This window comes from Propionibacterium freudenreichii subsp. freudenreichii, from assembly GCF_000940845.1.
Classification (GTDB): domain Bacteria; phylum Actinomycetota; class Actinomycetes; order Propionibacteriales; family Propionibacteriaceae; genus Propionibacterium; species Propionibacterium freudenreichii.
On record NZ_CP010341.1, the window covers coordinates 1,536,222 to 1,551,284 of the forward strand.

Annotated in this window: 17 protein-coding genes; 1 reads left to right on the forward strand and 16 read right to left on the reverse strand. The window is 66.1% G+C overall.

Annotated features, from left to right (window positions below; genetic code table 11):
• Positions 1-76: 76 nt before the first annotated feature.
• The 10 genes from dprA to RM25_RS06665 form a co-directional block, all read right to left on the reverse strand.
• Complete coding sequence (dprA, locus tag RM25_RS06620; protein WP_063493761.1) at positions 77-1,237, reverse strand: DNA-processing protein DprA; 1,161 nt, start codon at positions 1,235-1,237, stop codon at positions 77-79.
• Positions 1,234-2,772: a YifB family Mg chelatase-like AAA ATPase gene (locus tag RM25_RS06625; RefSeq protein ID WP_036939245.1), complete on the reverse strand. Its 1,539-nt coding sequence runs from the start codon at positions 2,770-2,772 to the stop codon at positions 1,234-1,236. The genes dprA and RM25_RS06625 overlap by 4 nt, the downstream gene beginning before the upstream one ends.
• Complete coding sequence (locus RM25_RS06630) at positions 2,769-3,131, reverse strand: YraN family protein (RefSeq protein ID WP_013161292.1); 363 nt, start codon at positions 3,129-3,131, stop codon at positions 2,769-2,771. Before RM25_RS06630 ends, RM25_RS06625 begins: the two co-directional genes overlap by 4 nt.
• Before the next feature lie 153 nt (positions 3,132-3,284).
• Positions 3,285-3,599, reverse strand: a complete 315-nt coding sequence (locus tag RM25_RS06635; protein WP_013161293.1) for a DUF2469 domain-containing protein — start codon at positions 3,597-3,599, stop codon at positions 3,285-3,287.
• On the reverse strand, positions 3,596-4,210 hold the full coding sequence (locus RM25_RS06640; RefSeq protein WP_036939303.1) for a ribonuclease HII: 615 nt from the start codon (positions 4,208-4,210) through the stop codon (positions 3,596-3,598). Before RM25_RS06640 ends, RM25_RS06635 begins: the two co-directional genes overlap by 4 nt.
• 26 nt (positions 4,211-4,236) lie before the next feature.
• Positions 4,237-4,986 carry a signal peptidase I gene (lepB, locus tag RM25_RS06645; protein ID WP_013161295.1) on the reverse strand — a complete coding sequence of 250 codons (750 nt, stop codon included), beginning with the start codon at positions 4,984-4,986 and terminating at the stop codon, positions 4,237-4,239.
• Between the two features lie 86 nt (positions 4,987-5,072).
• Positions 5,073-5,429, reverse strand: coding sequence for a 50S ribosomal protein L19 (rplS, locus tag RM25_RS06650; RefSeq protein ID WP_013161296.1), 357 nt, complete (start codon positions 5,427-5,429; stop codon positions 5,073-5,075).
• Between the two features lie 273 nt (positions 5,430-5,702).
• On the reverse strand, positions 5,703-6,467 hold the full coding sequence (locus tag RM25_RS06655) for a succinate dehydrogenase/fumarate reductase iron-sulfur subunit (protein WP_013161297.1): 765 nt from the start codon (positions 6,465-6,467) through the stop codon (positions 5,703-5,705).
• Positions 6,464-8,485 (reverse strand): fumarate reductase/succinate dehydrogenase flavoprotein subunit, encoded by a 2,022-nt coding sequence (locus RM25_RS06660; protein WP_013161298.1) that lies wholly within the window; start codon positions 8,483-8,485, stop codon positions 6,464-6,466. The genes RM25_RS06655 and RM25_RS06660 overlap by 4 nt, the downstream gene beginning before the upstream one ends.
• Positions 8,482-9,243 carry a succinate dehydrogenase cytochrome b subunit gene (locus tag RM25_RS06665; RefSeq protein WP_112317723.1) on the reverse strand — a complete coding sequence of 254 codons (762 nt, stop codon included), beginning with the start codon at positions 9,241-9,243 and terminating at the stop codon, positions 8,482-8,484. The genes RM25_RS06660 and RM25_RS06665 overlap by 4 nt, the downstream gene beginning before the upstream one ends.
• 97 nt (positions 9,244-9,340) lie before the next feature.
• Here RM25_RS06665 and RM25_RS06670 point away from each other — a divergent pair, with 97 nt between their 5' ends.
• Entirely contained in the window at positions 9,341-10,039 is a 699-nt protein-coding gene (locus tag RM25_RS06670) for an alpha/beta hydrolase (protein WP_013161300.1), read from the forward strand.
• Positions 10,040-10,046: 7 nt separating this feature from the next.
• On the opposite strand, the gene trmD is transcribed toward RM25_RS06670, so the two are convergent.
• From trmD to ffh, 6 genes are all read right to left on the reverse strand, one after another.
• On the reverse strand, positions 10,047-10,772 hold the full coding sequence (gene trmD / locus RM25_RS06675) for a tRNA (guanosine(37)-N1)-methyltransferase TrmD (RefSeq protein ID WP_036939306.1): 726 nt from the start codon (positions 10,770-10,772) through the stop codon (positions 10,047-10,049).
• Between the two features lie 65 nt (positions 10,773-10,837).
• The gene (gene rimM / locus RM25_RS06680; protein ID WP_013161302.1) at positions 10,838-11,389 is read right to left on the reverse strand and encodes a ribosome maturation factor RimM; all 552 of its coding nucleotides are present in this window, start codon (positions 11,387-11,389) and stop codon (positions 10,838-10,840) included.
• Between the two features lie 8 nt (positions 11,390-11,397).
• Positions 11,398-11,652: an RNA-binding protein gene (locus RM25_RS06685; RefSeq protein WP_044636214.1), complete on the reverse strand. Its 255-nt coding sequence runs from the start codon at positions 11,650-11,652 to the stop codon at positions 11,398-11,400.
• 2 nt (positions 11,653-11,654) lie between these two features.
• Positions 11,655-12,146 carry a 30S ribosomal protein S16 gene (rpsP, locus tag RM25_RS06690; RefSeq protein ID WP_013161304.1) on the reverse strand — a complete coding sequence of 164 codons (492 nt, stop codon included), beginning with the start codon at positions 12,144-12,146 and terminating at the stop codon, positions 11,655-11,657.
• Positions 12,147-12,323: 177 nt separating this feature from the next.
• Positions 12,324-13,433 carry an amidohydrolase family protein gene (locus RM25_RS06695; RefSeq protein WP_013161305.1) on the reverse strand — a complete coding sequence of 370 codons (1,110 nt, stop codon included), beginning with the start codon at positions 13,431-13,433 and terminating at the stop codon, positions 12,324-12,326.
• Positions 13,434-13,446: 13 nt separating this feature from the next.
• Positions 13,447-15,018 (reverse strand): signal recognition particle protein, encoded by a 1,572-nt coding sequence (gene ffh, locus RM25_RS06700; RefSeq protein WP_044636215.1) that lies wholly within the window; start codon positions 15,016-15,018, stop codon positions 13,447-13,449.
• Between the last annotated feature and the right edge of the window lie 45 nt (positions 15,019-15,063).

A 15,063-nucleotide genomic window follows, 5' to 3' on the forward strand; every position in this document is an offset into this window, starting at 1 on the left:
GACATCCTCCCGGGAGGAGAACGTGTCCGCGTCCCGTGAACGTTCACGATACCGAGGTGGTTCGGCCACCGCGGCACTATCCACCTGCCGGGGCCCCGGCGGGGTGTCGGGGCCGACGGATCCTCCAGTGTTGCGGACCCGTCTGCTGCACCAGGCCCCGCATGTCGAGGCGGATGAGCGCAGCTGCGCACTGCGCAGCCGATCGTCCTGAGGCAACGCTCAGTGAATCCAGGTCGATATCCCCCCTGCTCGGCATCGCCTCACGCACCGCTGCCAATTCGGGATCAAGCCCATCCAATTCCCGCACTGCCTTGACGCCGGGCAATTCCACGTGTTCGCCGACCGGTGTGAGCAGGGCACCCGCGTCATTTGCGTCGGCCACCAATGCCGCCTCGTGGTCCCGGATGAGCCGATGGGGCGACTCGCTGAGTGCGGAGTTGATCGGTCCCGGCACCGCCATCAATGGCCTTCCCAGCCGCAGGGACCAGCTCGCCGTGTTCAGGGCCCCTGATCGGGCCGCTGCCTCGACCACGAGTGTGCCCCCGGAGAGCGCGGCAATCAGCCTGTTCCGGGCCAGGAAGCCCTGTCTGGTGGGGCGGATGCCGGGCGGGATCTCGGTGACGACCACGCACTCACCCGCGATCTGGTCCAGCAACCGGCTGTTGCCCCGCGGATACCACCCGTCCAGCCCGCCCGCCATGACCGCCACAGTGGGCCCGCCCACCGACAACGCCCCCCGATGCGCCGCAGCATCGATGCCGTAGGCACCCCCACTGATCACGGGGAACTGCCCGGCCAATTGCGCAGCGAGTTCATTGGCCGAATCACACCCGTAATGCGTAGCCGCCCGCGCACCCACGATGGCGACCGCGGGCAGTCGCGACTGGCACAGTTCGCCGAGATCCCGCGGCCCCACGGCCCACAGGGCGATCGGGCTTCCGGCCATGCCGTTCAACGGCTCGACATGGTCGAGACCGTCCAGGCGCTCGGGCCATTCCCCATCGCCCGGCATGATCAGTCGGGCCCCGCAGCGTTCGGCCGCCGCCAGGAGCTGGTCGATCTCAAGGCGCCGCGCCCGCTTGGGCCACGCGCCCTGCTCCTGACTTGCCAGCAGCGACTGCCACACCTCCTCGGCCCCCTGTTGGCGAACCAGCTGCGCCAGGTCCGGCTTTCCGGCTTCACAAATGAACGTGAGGGCAGCCCGTGCCCGGCGCTCACCCGACCAACGCCCGCTCATGCCGCACCACCCATCGTCTCGACCTGCCGCAGTCCCATGGCCGAGGCGATGTCGTCCGCACACGGCTTGTCGCGGCCGGCAAGGTCGGCCAACGTCCATGCCACCCGCAACACCTTGTCCACTCCCCGGGCGCTCAGCCGTCCCCTTGCGATGCAATCGTCGATCAGATCCAGCCCGGCCGGTGGCGGCGGGGTCTTCCGCAATTGGGCGCCGGGGACCTCAACGTTCGTCCGCCAAGGTGTGTTCGCCAGTCGTCGCCGCTGGCGATCCCTGGCCTCCAGCACCCGGGCGCGAACCACCGATGAGCTCTCGGGTGCCGGACCCGCGGTGCGCCTGAGGCGGGATGCCCCGGAGCTGGTCATGGCGACGTGGATGTCGACGCGATCAAGGATCGGCCCGGACAGGCGCTGAGAGTATCGACGCACCATCATGGGCGCGCAGGTGCAGTGGGAGTCCGGGACCCCGTAGTGGCCGCAGGGACACGGATTGGCTGCGAGCACGAGCTGGAAGCGGGCCGGATAGCTCACCGTCGCACCGCTGCGCGCGATCGAGACGACGCCCGATTCCAGGGGCGTTCGCAGGGCTTCCAGCACAGAGGTCCCGAACTCGGGTGCCTCATCGAGGAAGAGCACGCCCCGATGGGCCAGGGAGATGGCCCCGGGGCGGGGGATGCGAGCCCCTCCCCCGACCATGGCAGCGACGGTGGCGGTGTGATGCGGATCGGCGAACGGTGGCCTGCGGATCAACCTGTCGTGCAGATCATGACCGGCCAGTGAATGGATCGCCGAGATCTCCAGCGCCTGGGAGTCATCGAGGTCGGGCAGCAGCCCGGGCAGTCGCTTGGCCAGCATTGTCTTGCCCGTGCCCGGGGGGCCATGCATGAACAGATGGTGGCCACCCGCGGCAGCCACCTCGAGGGCCCAGCGCGCCGACTGCTGCCCCTCCACGTCGGCCAGGTCGGGTGCTTGCTCCTCGTCCGGCGTCGTCGGGGCCACCGCCGGGACGGGCCTACCGCACACCGGCCGACCGTTGAGGACCTCGACAAGCTCTGCCAGGTCTGCGACCGCCCAGACGGTGAGCCCCTCGACGAGCTCGGCCTCACCGAGTTGTTCGGAGGGCACGACGGCGGTGGTCAACCCGTGGCTGCGCGCCGCCAGCAGGGCGGGCAGGATGCCGCGCACGGCCCGGACGCGCCCGTCGAGGCCGAGCTCGCCCATGAAGACCGTCCTGGCTGCCGGTTCGGCGGGCACGAGCCGCGCGCTGGCAAGCACGGCTGCCACGATCGCAAGGTCGTAGTGGCTGCCCGCCTTCGGCAGGCTGGCCGGAGTCAGGTTGATGGTGAGCAGTCTGTCGGGCCAGCTCAGTCCCGCACCGGCAACCGCGGCCTTGCACCGGTCGCGAGCCTCGTACAGGGCAGCATCGGGAAGGCCCACCAGGACGGTACGTGGAAGGCCGGCACCAAGCGCTGCCTCGACCTCGACGGCGGTCCCCCTCATGCCCACCAGGGCCATTGACCATGCGGATGCCGTGGTCATGCCAGCCCCCTGAGGTGACGGAGGACCGGCGCGCTCCCGCGCATCCCGACGATGCCGATCGCGTCGATGCGCACCACCCCGGTGGGGCCGTGCTCAGCCAACCACTGGGCGCAACTGGCCCGCAGATGGCGCCGCTTCGTTGCGGTGATCGCCTCCAATGGATCACCAAAGCCTCGACCGGTGCGGTATTTCACCTCCACGAAGACGGTCGTGTGGGTTCGTTCGACGGGTTCGTACGCCACGATGTCGAGCTCGCCGGAGCCGCACCGCCAATTGCGATCAACGATGGTCCAGCCGAGTCCGCGCAGGTATTCAGCGGCGAGGTCCTCGCCATATCGTCCTGTGACCAGAGTGCTCATGGCCATCACCTCCACAGGGGGTGTGGGCGCATCAGCGGTGATCAGTCGCCCATCCACAGGTATCCCGCAGGGCACTGGCGGGCATCCACCGCGGTGGTGGGACGGCCAATAGCTCGCGCGACCTCACGGGCCGCCCGGCATGGTGCTCGGGGGCTACTCCCCCTCGGGCACCTCGAGGTCGGTGTGCTGGATCTCTTCAATCGACACATCGCGGAAGGTGAGGACCTTGGCAGATTTCACGAACCTGCTCGGGCGGTACATGTCCCAGATCCAGGCGTCGCTCATGGAGACCTCGTAGTAGACGTCGCCACCCTCGGTGCGGACCTTCAGGTCGACTGCATTGCACAGGTAGAAGCGGCGCTCAGTCTCCACGGCGTACTTGAAGATGTTGACGACATCCTTGTACTCGCGGTAAAGATCGAGCTCAAGTTTGCTCTCGTAGGCATCAAGATCGTCGGCGCTGCTCATGATTCGTTCAGCCTAGCCGCTCGCCGGACATTCGCGTAGCTGCGCCGGTGGATGGCGCTGGGGCCGAGCGCCTCCAGTCTCTCCTGGTGGAGCTTGGTCGCATAGCCCTTGTGGATCTCGAATCCATAGCCGGGAAATTGTTGGGCCGCCCTGACCATGAGTCGATCGCGGGTGACCTTGGCCACGATGGATGCGGCGGATACGCACGCGCACACCCGATCGCCCTTCCACATGCCCAGCCCGGGAACGGGCAGACCCGCCACCGCAAAGCCATCGGTCAGCGCGAAGCCCGGCGAAGGATCAAGGCGCAACAGCGCGCGACGCAGTCCCTGCAGGTCCGCCTCCTGCATCCCGAGGCGGTCGCATTCTGCCGGGCCCACGCACACCACCGACCAGCTGAGGGCGTGGGCCTTGATCTGGTCAAAGGCGCGTTCACGCCGACGTGCGGTCAGGGTCTTGGAATCGTGGAGGTCCTCGATGTGGTCCTGCGGATCCTCGGAGAGGATGACGGCTGCCGCGACGAGTGGACCCGCGCAGGCTCCCCTGCCGGCCTCATCGGCGCCTGCCACCGGGCCGAATCCCGAGGCGGCCAAGGCCTGTTCATAGCCGATCTCCGACAATGACGTCGCCATGGGGCTCAGCAGGGCTTCCGGTTCACCGTCGGCTGGTCCGGTGCCGGGGCAGGATCGGGTACCGAGGCGAATGTCGCAGGGATGGCGAAGCGCGTGGCGCGGTTGAAGGGCATGAAGATCCCCACCATCGGCCCCGTGACGTCTGAGATGGGTACGAATCCCCCGGATCCGGCCACCTCGCCCGACTCCACCGCGTCACACAGGTGGTAGCGGGAATCGCGGGAGTCATTGCGATGGTCACCGAGCACGAAGATATGTCCGGCCGGAACCACCACGTCGAAGCTCAGGTCGGAGGGATGAACCGACACCCCATTGACCGAGTACAGGTAGGAGGCCTCATCCAAGGGCTGGCCATTGACCGTGATCTGGCCCTGGGCTGTGCAGCACGCAACGTGGTCACCGGGCATGCCGATCACGCGCTTGACCAGGTGATCGGTGGCAGATGAGGGCGCCACACCCAGGAATTCGGCGACTTGGCGCACCGGGTTCGAGGTGCCGCTGGTCTCGTTGCCCAACCAGTTCCCGGGGTCCTTGAAGACCACGACATCCCCGCGATGGAAGTCGGCCACCTTGATCACCGCGCCGCGATCACCGATCTGGAGCGTGTTCTCCATCGACGCCGACGGGATCACGTACAACTGCATCAGGAAACTGCGGATCAGGGCCGAGATGATCAGGGCGACGACGATGATGATCGCCAGCTCGCGGACCGTGGAGAGCCATCCCTGCTTCTTCTTGGGCTTGTTCGCCTTCACGGACGCAACCTTATGCCCGCCCAGGTTTCCCTGAGCGGGCATGTCGGCGTGGGACCCCTGATCAGAGTCCCTCATGGAAGAGTCGCTCACGCGTTATCGCGCTTCTCCTTGATCTTCGCAGCCTTGCCGTGCAGACCACGCAGGTAGTAGAGCTTGGCGCGACGCACATCGCCGCGACGCTCGACCTCGAGCTTGTCGATGATCGGGCTGTGCAGCGGGAAGGTGCGCTCAACGCCGGTGCCATAGGACACCTTGCGCACCGTGAAGGTCTCGGTGAGCCCGGAGCCCACGCGTGCGATGACGACGCCGGCGAAGACCTGGACACGGGACTTGTTGCCCTCGACCACCTTCACGTGGACGCGCAGTGAGTCACCCACGCGGAATTCGGGGATATCGCTACGCAGCGACGCCTTGTTGATCTCGCTGATGAGCTTGTGAGTCATGTTCCTGTCCTCGCCGGTGCCACAGGTCACCTCGTCTGAAGAATTGGATTGCAGTGCTGTTCGGATTCCCCCCGTGGCAGGCGCCGAGCAAGCACAACAGCCCCCAATTTTTGCACATCGGGGTGGCTGGGACCAAACCCGCGACAGCCCGAGTGCCCACCGGCGACGAGGTGCCCCGGCGAACGCAGTAGTGGGGATGGGGCCTGCATGCCCCATCCCCACTATGCAGTGATTACGATCCCGACCGGGCGTCGGGGTTCTGTTGGAGTGCGATCACTCCTTGCCGTCACCGGAGAACAGCGACGCAATGAGGTCACGGTTCAGCTGGTTGATCGACTCGAGCGGGATGCCCTTCGGGCAGACGGCCGCGCACTCACCGATGTTGGTGCAGTGCCCGAAGCCCTCTGCGTCGTGTTGACCGACCATGTTCTTGACCCGCAGCTTGCGCTCGGGCTGGCCCTGGGGCAGGTTCGCCAGGTGGGTGATCTTCGCCGACGTGAAGAGCATGGCGGAGCTGTGCGGGCAGGCTGCCACGCACGCGCCACAACCAATGCAGGTCGCGTTGTCGAAGGCCCGATCGGCCTGGCGCTTCGGAGCCGGCGTGGAATGCGCGTCGGGGGCAGCACCGGTGTTCACGGAGATGAAGCCACCGGCCTGGACCACGCGGTCCAGCGCACTGCGGTCGACGACCAGGTCCTTGATGACCGGGAAGACGGGGGTCTTCCACGGCTCGATCGTGATCGTGTCGCCATCCTTGAACGAACGCATGTGCAGCTGGCACGTCGTGGTGCGCACCGGGGACACGCCGCGGCCGTGGGCGGTGCCATTGATGACCACGCCACACATTCCGCAGATGCCTTCACGACAATCGGAATCGAACGCCACGGGCTCCTCGCCCTGATGGGTCAACTGCTCGTTGAGCTCATCAAGCATCTCGAGGAACGAGGTGTCGCCGCTGATTCCATCGATTTGATAGGTCTTGATGGCGCCGTTGTCGGCACCCTCGGCCTGACGCCAGATATTCAGTGTCAGCTTCACTTGTAACTCCGTTGCTTGAGTTCGATTGCCTTGTAGACCAGCGGCTCCTTGTGCAGCTCGGGCTTCTGCCCGTCGCCGGTGAACTCCCAAGCGGCGACGTAGAGGAAGTCCTTGTCGTCACGCAGGGCCTCGCCCTCCGGAGTCTGGGACTCAACCCGGAAGTGACCGCCACAGCTCTCGCGGCGATGCATGGCATCGATGCACATCAGTTCACCGAGCTCCAGGAAGTCAGCCACGCGACCGGCGCGCTCGAGGGTCTGGTTCAGATCCTCGTTGACACCGGTCACCTTGACGTTCTTCCAGAACTCGTCACGCAGCACGCGGATCTTGTCGATGGCCGTCTTGAGGCCCTCCTCGCTGCGGGCCATGCCGCAGTACTCCCACATGATCTGGCCGAGTTCCTTGTGGAACGAGTCAACCGTGCGCTCGCCCTTGACGGCCAGCAGCTTGTTGACGCGGTCCTTCACGGAGGCAACGGCCTCGACCACTGCCGGATCATCGTCGGGCAGCTTGCCCTCGTGATTGCCGGCCAGGTAGTCGTTCATGGTGTTCGGGAGCACGAAGTACCCGTCGGACAGGCCCTGCATCAGGGCCGAGGCACCGAGTCGGTTGGCACCGTGGTCGGAGAAGTTCGCCTCGCCGGCGACGTACAGGCCGGGGATCGAGCTCTCCAGGTCGTAGTCGACCCACAGGCCACCCATCGTGTAGTGCACGGCGGGGTAGATGCGCATGGGGGTCTCATAGGGATCCTCAGCGGTGATCTGCTTGTACATGTCGAACAAGTTGCCGTACTTGGCGGCCACTCCCCGCTTGCCCAGACGCTCGATGGCGTCGGAGAAGTCGAGGTAGACGCCACGACGAACCATCCGCTCCTTGCCGTCCGGACCGATCTCCTTGATCGCCGGACCGACACCGCGGCCCTCGTCACACATGTTCTTGGCCTGGCGCGATGCGATGTCGCGGGGCACCAGGTTTCCGAATGAGGGATAGATGCGCTCGAGGTAGTAGTCGCGATCCGCCTCGGGGATCTGACGCGGATCCTTGTCGGCGTCCTCGGCGCGCTTTGGCACCCAGATACGACCGTCGTTGCGCAACGACTCACTCATCAGGGTGAGCTTGGACTGGTTCTCGCCGTGCACGGGGATACAGGTCGGGTGGATCTGCGTGTAGCACGGGTTGGCGAAGTAGGCGCCCTTGCGGTGCGCACGCCACGTCGCCGTGGTGTTGCATCCCATGGCATTGGTCGACAGGAAGAACACATTGCCGTAGCCACCAGAGGCGATGACCACTGCGTCAGCAGTCCACGACTCGATCTTACCGGTGACCATGTCGCGCGTCACGATGCCGCGGGCATGACCGTCCTTGACGATCAATTCGAGCATCTCGTGGCGGCTGTGCATGTGCACCGTGCCGGCTGCCACCTGACGCGACAGGGACTGGTAGACGCCGATCAGCAGCTGCTGACCCGTCTGGCCCTTGGCGTAGAAGGTGCGCTGCACCTGGACGCCACCGAACGAACGGTTGTCGAGCAGGCCGCCGTACTCGCGGGCGAAGGGAACGCCCACGGCGACGCACTGGTCGATGATGTTGGAGCTCACGTCGGCCAACCGGTAGACGTTGGTCTCGCGGGCTCGGTAGTCGCCGCCCTTGACCGTGTCATAGAACAGCCGGTAGACGGAGTCGTTGTCGTTCTTGTAGTCCTTGGCAGCGTTGATGCCGCCCTGGGCCGCAATCGAGTGCGCACGACGAGGGCTGTCCTGGTAGCAGAAGTTCTCGACGTGGTAGCCGGCCTCGCCCAGTGAGGCAGCGGCAGCGCCGCCAGCCAACCCGGTGCCGACGACGATCACTGTCATCTTGCGGCGGTTGGCAGGGTTCACGAGCTTGGCATTGAACTGGCGGTCGGGCCAGATCTTCTCGATCGGAACATCGGTGTTCGCCTTGGTGTCATGCACCTCGGCGCCCAGCGTGTAGTACTTCTCATCGCCGGCGGGAAGGCCCGCCACATTGTTCTCAGTCACTGGGTGATCACTCCAAAGGCAATAAGGGTCGGGACGAGCATGAAGCCCACGAACACCAGGATCGACACGAGCCACGCGCAGACCTTGATGACGACCGTCGACGAGTTGCCGACACGCCAACCGAGTGTGCTGAAGGCCGAGCGGAAACCGTGCCAGATATGGAGGCAGACGGCCAGCATGGCCACGAAGTAGATCGCATAGATGCCCCAGTTCTGGAAGCCGAGGATCACGCGCAGGTGCGGCTGGTCGACGGCCGGATCGCCCGCCGAGTAGCCAACCTTGATGATCTGGTCGGTGAACTGCAGCAGGTGGAACACCAGGAACAGGGCGATGATAATGCCGCCCCAGATCATGGTGCGGGCCGCGAAGCTGCCTTCGAGGTAGCGACGCTGGACATACCGCTTGAAGCCCACACCACTCGCCTTGCGGTCACGCAGCGTGAGGTCGATGGCCAGTCCCATGTGAATGATGACTGCGGCACCGAGCACGATGCGGAAGAGCGTAAGGAAGAAGTAGGGCGGGAGGATCGGCACAAGGAACTGCCGGAGCGCATGCGAGTAGGCGTCGAACTCGGCGCCTGAATCGTTCATGAGCAGCTTCAGATTGCCGAACATGTGCATCGCCAGGAACGCCACCAAGAAGATACCGGTGAGAGCCATCAGGAATTTTCTGGCCACCGTGGAGCGCAGCGCCCTGCTCTGCGGAGTCGTGTCCGCTGATTGAGTAGTGAGAGTTGCCACGGCAACACAGTAGAGCACGGGTTGGCCCTGTGAACAGCGCTACGCGACAGCAGTTCGCGTTTTGAGACCAAAATGGTCCGTAATTTGATCCCGGCCCGCTACTACGGTGAACGGCATGAGTCGAAGTGTGATCGCGAACATCGCCCTGCCGGATCCGGGCAAGGACCTCGGCCTCGCCGCCGCCGTCTTTCCCGGAGGCGGGTACCAACTGCTGCCCGAGCATGAGGGCGCCCCGGTTGCCCGGTGGCTGGCCAGCGTCGGGGTTGCTGCGGCGGTGATCGAATATCCGGTGCAGCAGCGCCATCCGGCCCCGTTGGAGGCCTCCCTGGACGCTCTGGGCGAACTGCGGGGCCTTGATGGCTTCCGTGACCGTCGGCTCGGGGTGGTGGGGTTTTCCGCAGGCGCGCACCTGGCGGGCATGTGTTGCCATCCGGAGGCATTCGGCTTCCGGGTTCCCCGCCCCGATTTCGCCGTCTTCGGCTATCCCCTCATATCGATGGACGCCGACACCCATCGCGGGTCGATGGAGACGCTGTTGGGCCCCGACGCCGATGACCAGACCCGTCGCACATTCAGTATCGACCGCCTCGTGGATCCGCAGACGCCGCCAAGCTTCGTCTGGCAGACCGATGAGGACACCAGCGTGCCGGTGATCAATTCGATGCGCTATGCGCTTGCCTGCTATCGCTCGCAGGTGCCCATCGAGCTGCATGTCTTCGCCCATGGTCCGCACGCCCTGGGCCTGGCCGGTGGCGCCTACGCCGAGCCGTGGACGGCACTGTGCGCGCGCTGGCTGGCGGCACTGCCCGATTGAGCCGCGCTCATGGGCGGTCCGGGGACTCCTGGTCGAGCAGGTCGGGGCGTCTGGCCGCGGTGATCTCACGCGAGCGCAACGCGCGCCACGCGTCGACGGCGCCGTGATCGCCCGACAGCAGGACACCGGGCACCTCAAGCCCGCGCCACTGGCTGGGCTTGGTATAGACCGGGTACTCGAGCATGCCCCGGGTGCTGGCCGAGTAGGACTCCTCGACGAGTGAATCCGGGTTCCCGATCACGCCCGGCACGAGCCGCACGATGGCCTCGATCATGGCCAGTGCAGCCACCTCGCCGCCGTTGAGCACATAGTCGCCCAGGCTGAGCTCATGGAGCTCGAAGTGCTCGTCCGCCCAGTCCAGGACCCGGTGGTCGATGCCCTCGTAGCGCCCACACGCGAAGACGAGGTGCTCGGCACCCGCCAGCTCGGCAGCGGCGTGCTGGGTGAACGGGCGTCCGGAGGGGGTCGGCACGACAAGGACCGGCCGCCTGCGCGGGGAGGGCAGCTGTTCGAGTATGGAATCCAGGGCCTCGCCCCAGGGCTCCGGTTTCATCACCATTCCGGCTCCCCCGCCATAGGGGGTGTCGTCAACCGAGCGGTGCCGGTCATGGGTGAATTCACGCAGATCATGGCTGCTCACCTCGAGCAGGCCGTGATCGATGGCCTTGCCGATCAGGCTCAGGTGAAGGGGCGCGAAGTATTCGGGGAAGATGCTGATCGTGTCGATGCGCATCACGCTTCGCGAACCTGCCGGCGACGTGTCCGGCGCGGCAGCGTCGGCTTCTGCGCGCTCGCTGCTCACTGCTTGCTTCCCGTGTTGCTGCCATCATCGATGGCCCGGTCATCGACCAGTCCCGGCACGTCGGCCAGGCGGACCACTCCCGCCTCCGCATCGACATGGGGCACGAGCTCGCGCACGAAGGGGACCAGTCGCTCCCCGGCATCGGTGCGCACCGACAGCACATCCTGGGCAGGCAGGTGGAGCACATCGGACACCACGCCCACACGGCGTTGATCGGCAAGCTCGACGGCCATGCCGATCAGCTGTCGATCGTAGAACTCCTCGGAGTCCTCGGGACGCTCGTCGCGCGGCACGTCTGCGAAGAGCACCGTGCCGCGCAGTGCCTCGGCGGCGTTCCGGTCCGCCACGCCGCCCAGCGTCACCACCAGGCGACCGGAGACCCACCTCGCGGATTCCACGACAAAGCTGCGGTCCGGATCCGAGGCCCGCAGTCGGACCCCCTTACGCAGACGACGGTCGGGCTCATCCGTACGAACGGTGAGCGTCAGCTCACCGCGCACGCCATGTGCCCGACCGATGACTGCGACGACAACCTCCACGGTGTCCATCGCGCTACTCAGCGTCGACGCGAACCGCGGCGATCCACGTCGACAAAGTCGATGCGTAGCTGCTCATGGCCGGCCAGGGCCGCCACGACGGTCCGCAGCGCCGTGGCAGTGCGTCCCTGGCGTCCGATCACACGGCCGATGTCATCGGGATGGACCCTGACCTCGAGCATCCTTCCGTGTCGCAGGTTCTTGTCGCGAACCTGGACATCGTCGGGATGCGTGACGATCCCCTCGACCAAATGCTCCAACGCATCGTCGAGCATGATCAGGCCTTTGCCTGGGAGTCGTCGGACTTCTCGGCAGGCTTGTCAGCGCTGGCGTCCGGCTTGTCGTCGGCCTTGTCCTTGGCGGGCTTGGTATCGGCGGCCTCGTCCTTGGCGCCCTTCTTGCTGATGGCGCTGGTGGTGGGCTCCCCATCGGCCTCCGCAAGGGCGGCATTGAACAGGTCAAGCTTGTTCGGCTTGGCGGCCTGCTCCTGGACGCCCGAGGGAATCGAGGTGTCACCGGTGAACTTCTGCCAGTCGCCGGTGCGCTTCAGCAACGCCACGACGGCCTCGGTCGGCTGGGCACCGACAGAGAGCCAGTGCTGTGCGCGCTCGGAGTCAATCTTGATGATGGAGGGATCGTTCTTGGGATGGTACTGACCCAGGACCTCGATCTCACGACCATTGCGCTTGGCGCGCTCATCGATGACGATGACGCGGTAATGCGGCTCGCGGATCTTGCCGAGCTTCTTCAGACGAATCTTGGTGGCCACGGTGTGTGGTTTCTCCTGTAGGACTGCCCGGAAGCCTGTTCCGGGGCGATGGTTGGCCGTTGACCCACGCGTGGGGACACGCAGACAGCGTCCGATGGTTGTGTGCGCCAGACGTGAGAGGGCGCCACGGCACACAGACATGGCTATTATGCCAGATACGCAGCCCGGGAGTGAAACTCAGCGCAGCGCGGATTGCTGCTGCGGCACCCCGCGCAGGACCACCAGTTGCGGACGGCGCACGACCTCGAGTTCTTCGCGGGGATCGGCGCCATAGACCACCAGGTCGGCGCTGTCGCCCACCTCCAGTCCCGTGGCCCCCAGCCATTCGCGCGCCCGCCAGCTCGCAGCGCCCAGGGCGAACTCGTGATCGCCGAGCTGCGCCAGCGCGAGGACCTCGTCGCCGATCCGGCCGTGGTGGATCGTCCCCCCGGCATCGGTTCCGGCATAGATCGCCACACCGGCCTCACGGGCCGCCCGCAGCATCGGGAGGTGCCCCTCGAACAGGGCCCGCATGTGTGACGCGTAGCGCGGATACTTCGCCTCCGCGGCCCGCGCGATGTCGGGGAAGGTGGCCAGGTTGATCATGGTGGGCACGAGTGCGACGCCCCTGGCGGCCATCGCCGCGATCACCTCATCACTCATGCCCGTGCCATGTTCGATGCAGTCGATGCCGGCACCGACCAACTCGGCCACCGACTGCTCCCCGAAGCAGTGGGCGGTGACGCGCGCACCCTGTGCGTGTGCCGCTGCGATCGCCATGCTGGCCTCGTCGGGATCCCACAGCGGGGCAAGGTCGCCCAGGTCGCGATCGATCCAATCGCCGACCAGCTTCACCCAACCGTCCCCCCGGCGGGCCTGCCGGGTGACCTCGTCGACCAGTTGGCCGGTCTCGATCTCGACGCCGTAGTGACGCAGATAGCGCTTCGGGCGCGCGATGTGGCGACCAGCCCGGATGATCCGCGGCATGTCCGCTTCATGGTCCAGCTCGTGGGTATCGATCGGCGAACCGGCGTCGCGGATGAGCAGGGTGCCCGCGTCACGGTCGGTGCGGGCCTGCGCACGGGCCGTGTCCATGGTGGTGCCGCCGTGCGAATCCAGCCCGATGTGGCAGTGCGCGTCGACCAACCCGGGCATGATCCAGCAGTCGGAGGCCAGTGTGACCGCCCCGGGCACCGGTCCGGGCGCGACCACCCCGTTGGTGATCCACAGGTCGCGCACCCCACCCTGGGGCAACACGGTGCCCCTCAGGTGCCAGGACCGGGCCTGTGGGAGGGCAGCTGTGCTCATCGTCGCGCCGTTGCTACTTGTCGAACAGCTTGCGCATCTCGGGGGGAAGCTCGAAGTTATCTGCCCCCTGGCCCGAGCCCGGAGTACCGAACATCGAGGAGATGTCTGCCTGCGACGGCTGCCCCGTGGGCTTCGGGGCGACGGCACGTTGGGCCCCCCGTCGCAGTGGCGCGCCGTTCTTGCCGCGCTTCTTCTTGCCCTTCTTCTGGTTCTTGGGCCGCATCGCGCGGCCACCCCCCATGCCGGGCATACCCGGCATGGGGGGTACGCCACCGCCGGACCCGAACTTCTGCATCATCTTGCGGGCCTCGACGAAGCGCGTCACCAGCTGGTTCACGTCGTGCACCTGCAGGCCGGCACCGGCCGCGATGCGGGCCCGGCGCGAGCCATTGAGGATCGAGACGTCGTCGCGCTCTGCGGGCGTCATCGACAGGATGATGGCCTCAAGGTGATCAACCTCGCGCTCATCGAGGTTCTCGACGGCCTCCTTCATCTGGCCGCCCATGCCCGGCAGCATCCCGAAGATCTTCGACAGCGGACCCATCTTGCGCAATTGCTTGAGCTGTCCCAGGAAGTCCTGGAGGCCGAATTCGCCCTTGCCCCGCAGCAGCTTCTCGGCGCTGACGCGGGACTGCTCGGCGTCAAAGGTCTTCTCAGCCTGCTCGATCAGGGTGAGCATGTCGCCCATGCCCAGGATTCGCGAGGCCATCCGGTCGGGGTGGAAGAGATCGAAATCCGTCAGGTTCTCGCCGTTGGAGGCGAACATGATCGGCTTGCCGATCACCCGGGCGATCGACAGGGCCGCGCCACCGCGGGCATCACCATCGAGCTTGGACAGCACCACGCCGTCGATGCCGACGCCCTGCTCGAAGGCCTTCGCCGTGTTCACGGCGTCCTGGCCGATCATCGCATCGACCACGAACAGGGTCTCGTTCGGGGTGACGGCGGCCTTGATGTCGTGGGCCTGCGCCATCATCTCCTCATCGACGCCCAGTCGACCAGCGGTGTCGACGATGATGACGTCATAGAGCTTGTGCCGGGCCTCATCGAGGGATTCCCGGGACACCTGCACCGGATCTCCCACGCCGTTACCGGGCTGGGGGGCGAATACGGGCACGCCGGCCCGCTCGCCGATCACCTGCAGCTGCTGCACGGCATTGGGCCGCTGGAGGTCAGCCGCCACCAAGACCGGGCTGTGGCCCTGTTCCCGCAGCCAATGGCCGAGTTTTCCGGCCAGTGTCGTCTTGCCTGCGCCCTGAAGGCCGGCCAGCATGATGACCGTCGGGTCGGTGCCCTTCGAGAAGCGAATCTCACGGGTCCTGCCGCCGAGGATGTCAATCAGTTCCTCGTTGACGATCTTGACGATCTGTTGGGTGGGGTTCAGGGCCTTCGACAGTTCAAGGCCATGGGCACGTTCCTTGACCTTGGCGACGAATTCCTTGACCACCGGCAGCGCGACGTCCGCCTCGAGCAGGGCAATGCGGATCTCGCGGGTGGTGGCGTCGATGTCGGCATCGGTCAGACGACCCTTGCCACGCAACGACTTGAAGGTATCTGCCAGACGACTCTGCAGGGTGTCGAACACGGGATCATCCTCGCTTGGAAATGTTTCAGAAGAATGTGGGGAGGG

Coding starts and splice junctions, on each gene's coding strand:
- rimM (WP_013161302.1), bottom strand. CDS start 11,389: ATGGACACCGTGGAGGTTGTCGTCGCAGTCATCGGTCGGGCACATGGC.
- trmD (WP_036939306.1), bottom strand. CDS start 10,772: ATGCGCATCGACACGATCAGCATCTTCCCCGAATACTTCGCGCCCCTT.
- dprA (WP_063493761.1), bottom strand. CDS start 1,237: ATGAGCGGGCGTTGGTCGGGTGAGCGCCGGGCACGGGCTGCCCTCACG.
- RM25_RS06670 (WP_013161300.1), top strand. CDS start 9,341: ATGAGTCGAAGTGTGATCGCGAACATCGCCCTGCCGGATCCGGGCAAG.
- rplS (WP_013161296.1), bottom strand. CDS start 5,429: ATGACTCACAAGCTCATCAGCGAGATCAACAAGGCGTCGCTGCGTAGC.
- RM25_RS06630 (WP_013161292.1), bottom strand. CDS start 3,131: ATGAGCACTCTGGTCACAGGACGATATGGCGAGGACCTCGCCGCTGAA.
- RM25_RS06635 (WP_013161293.1), bottom strand. CDS start 3,599: ATGAGCAGCGCCGACGATCTTGATGCCTACGAGAGCAAACTTGAGCTC.
- RM25_RS06695 (WP_013161305.1), bottom strand. CDS start 13,433: ATGAGCACAGCTGCCCTCCCACAGGCCCGGTCCTGGCACCTGAGGGGC.
- RM25_RS06685 (WP_044636214.1), bottom strand. CDS start 11,652: ATGCTCGACGATGCGTTGGAGCATTTGGTCGAGGGGATCGTCACGCAT.
- RM25_RS06625 (WP_036939245.1), bottom strand. CDS start 2,772: ATGACCACGGCATCCGCATGGTCAATGGCCCTGGTGGGCATGAGGGGG.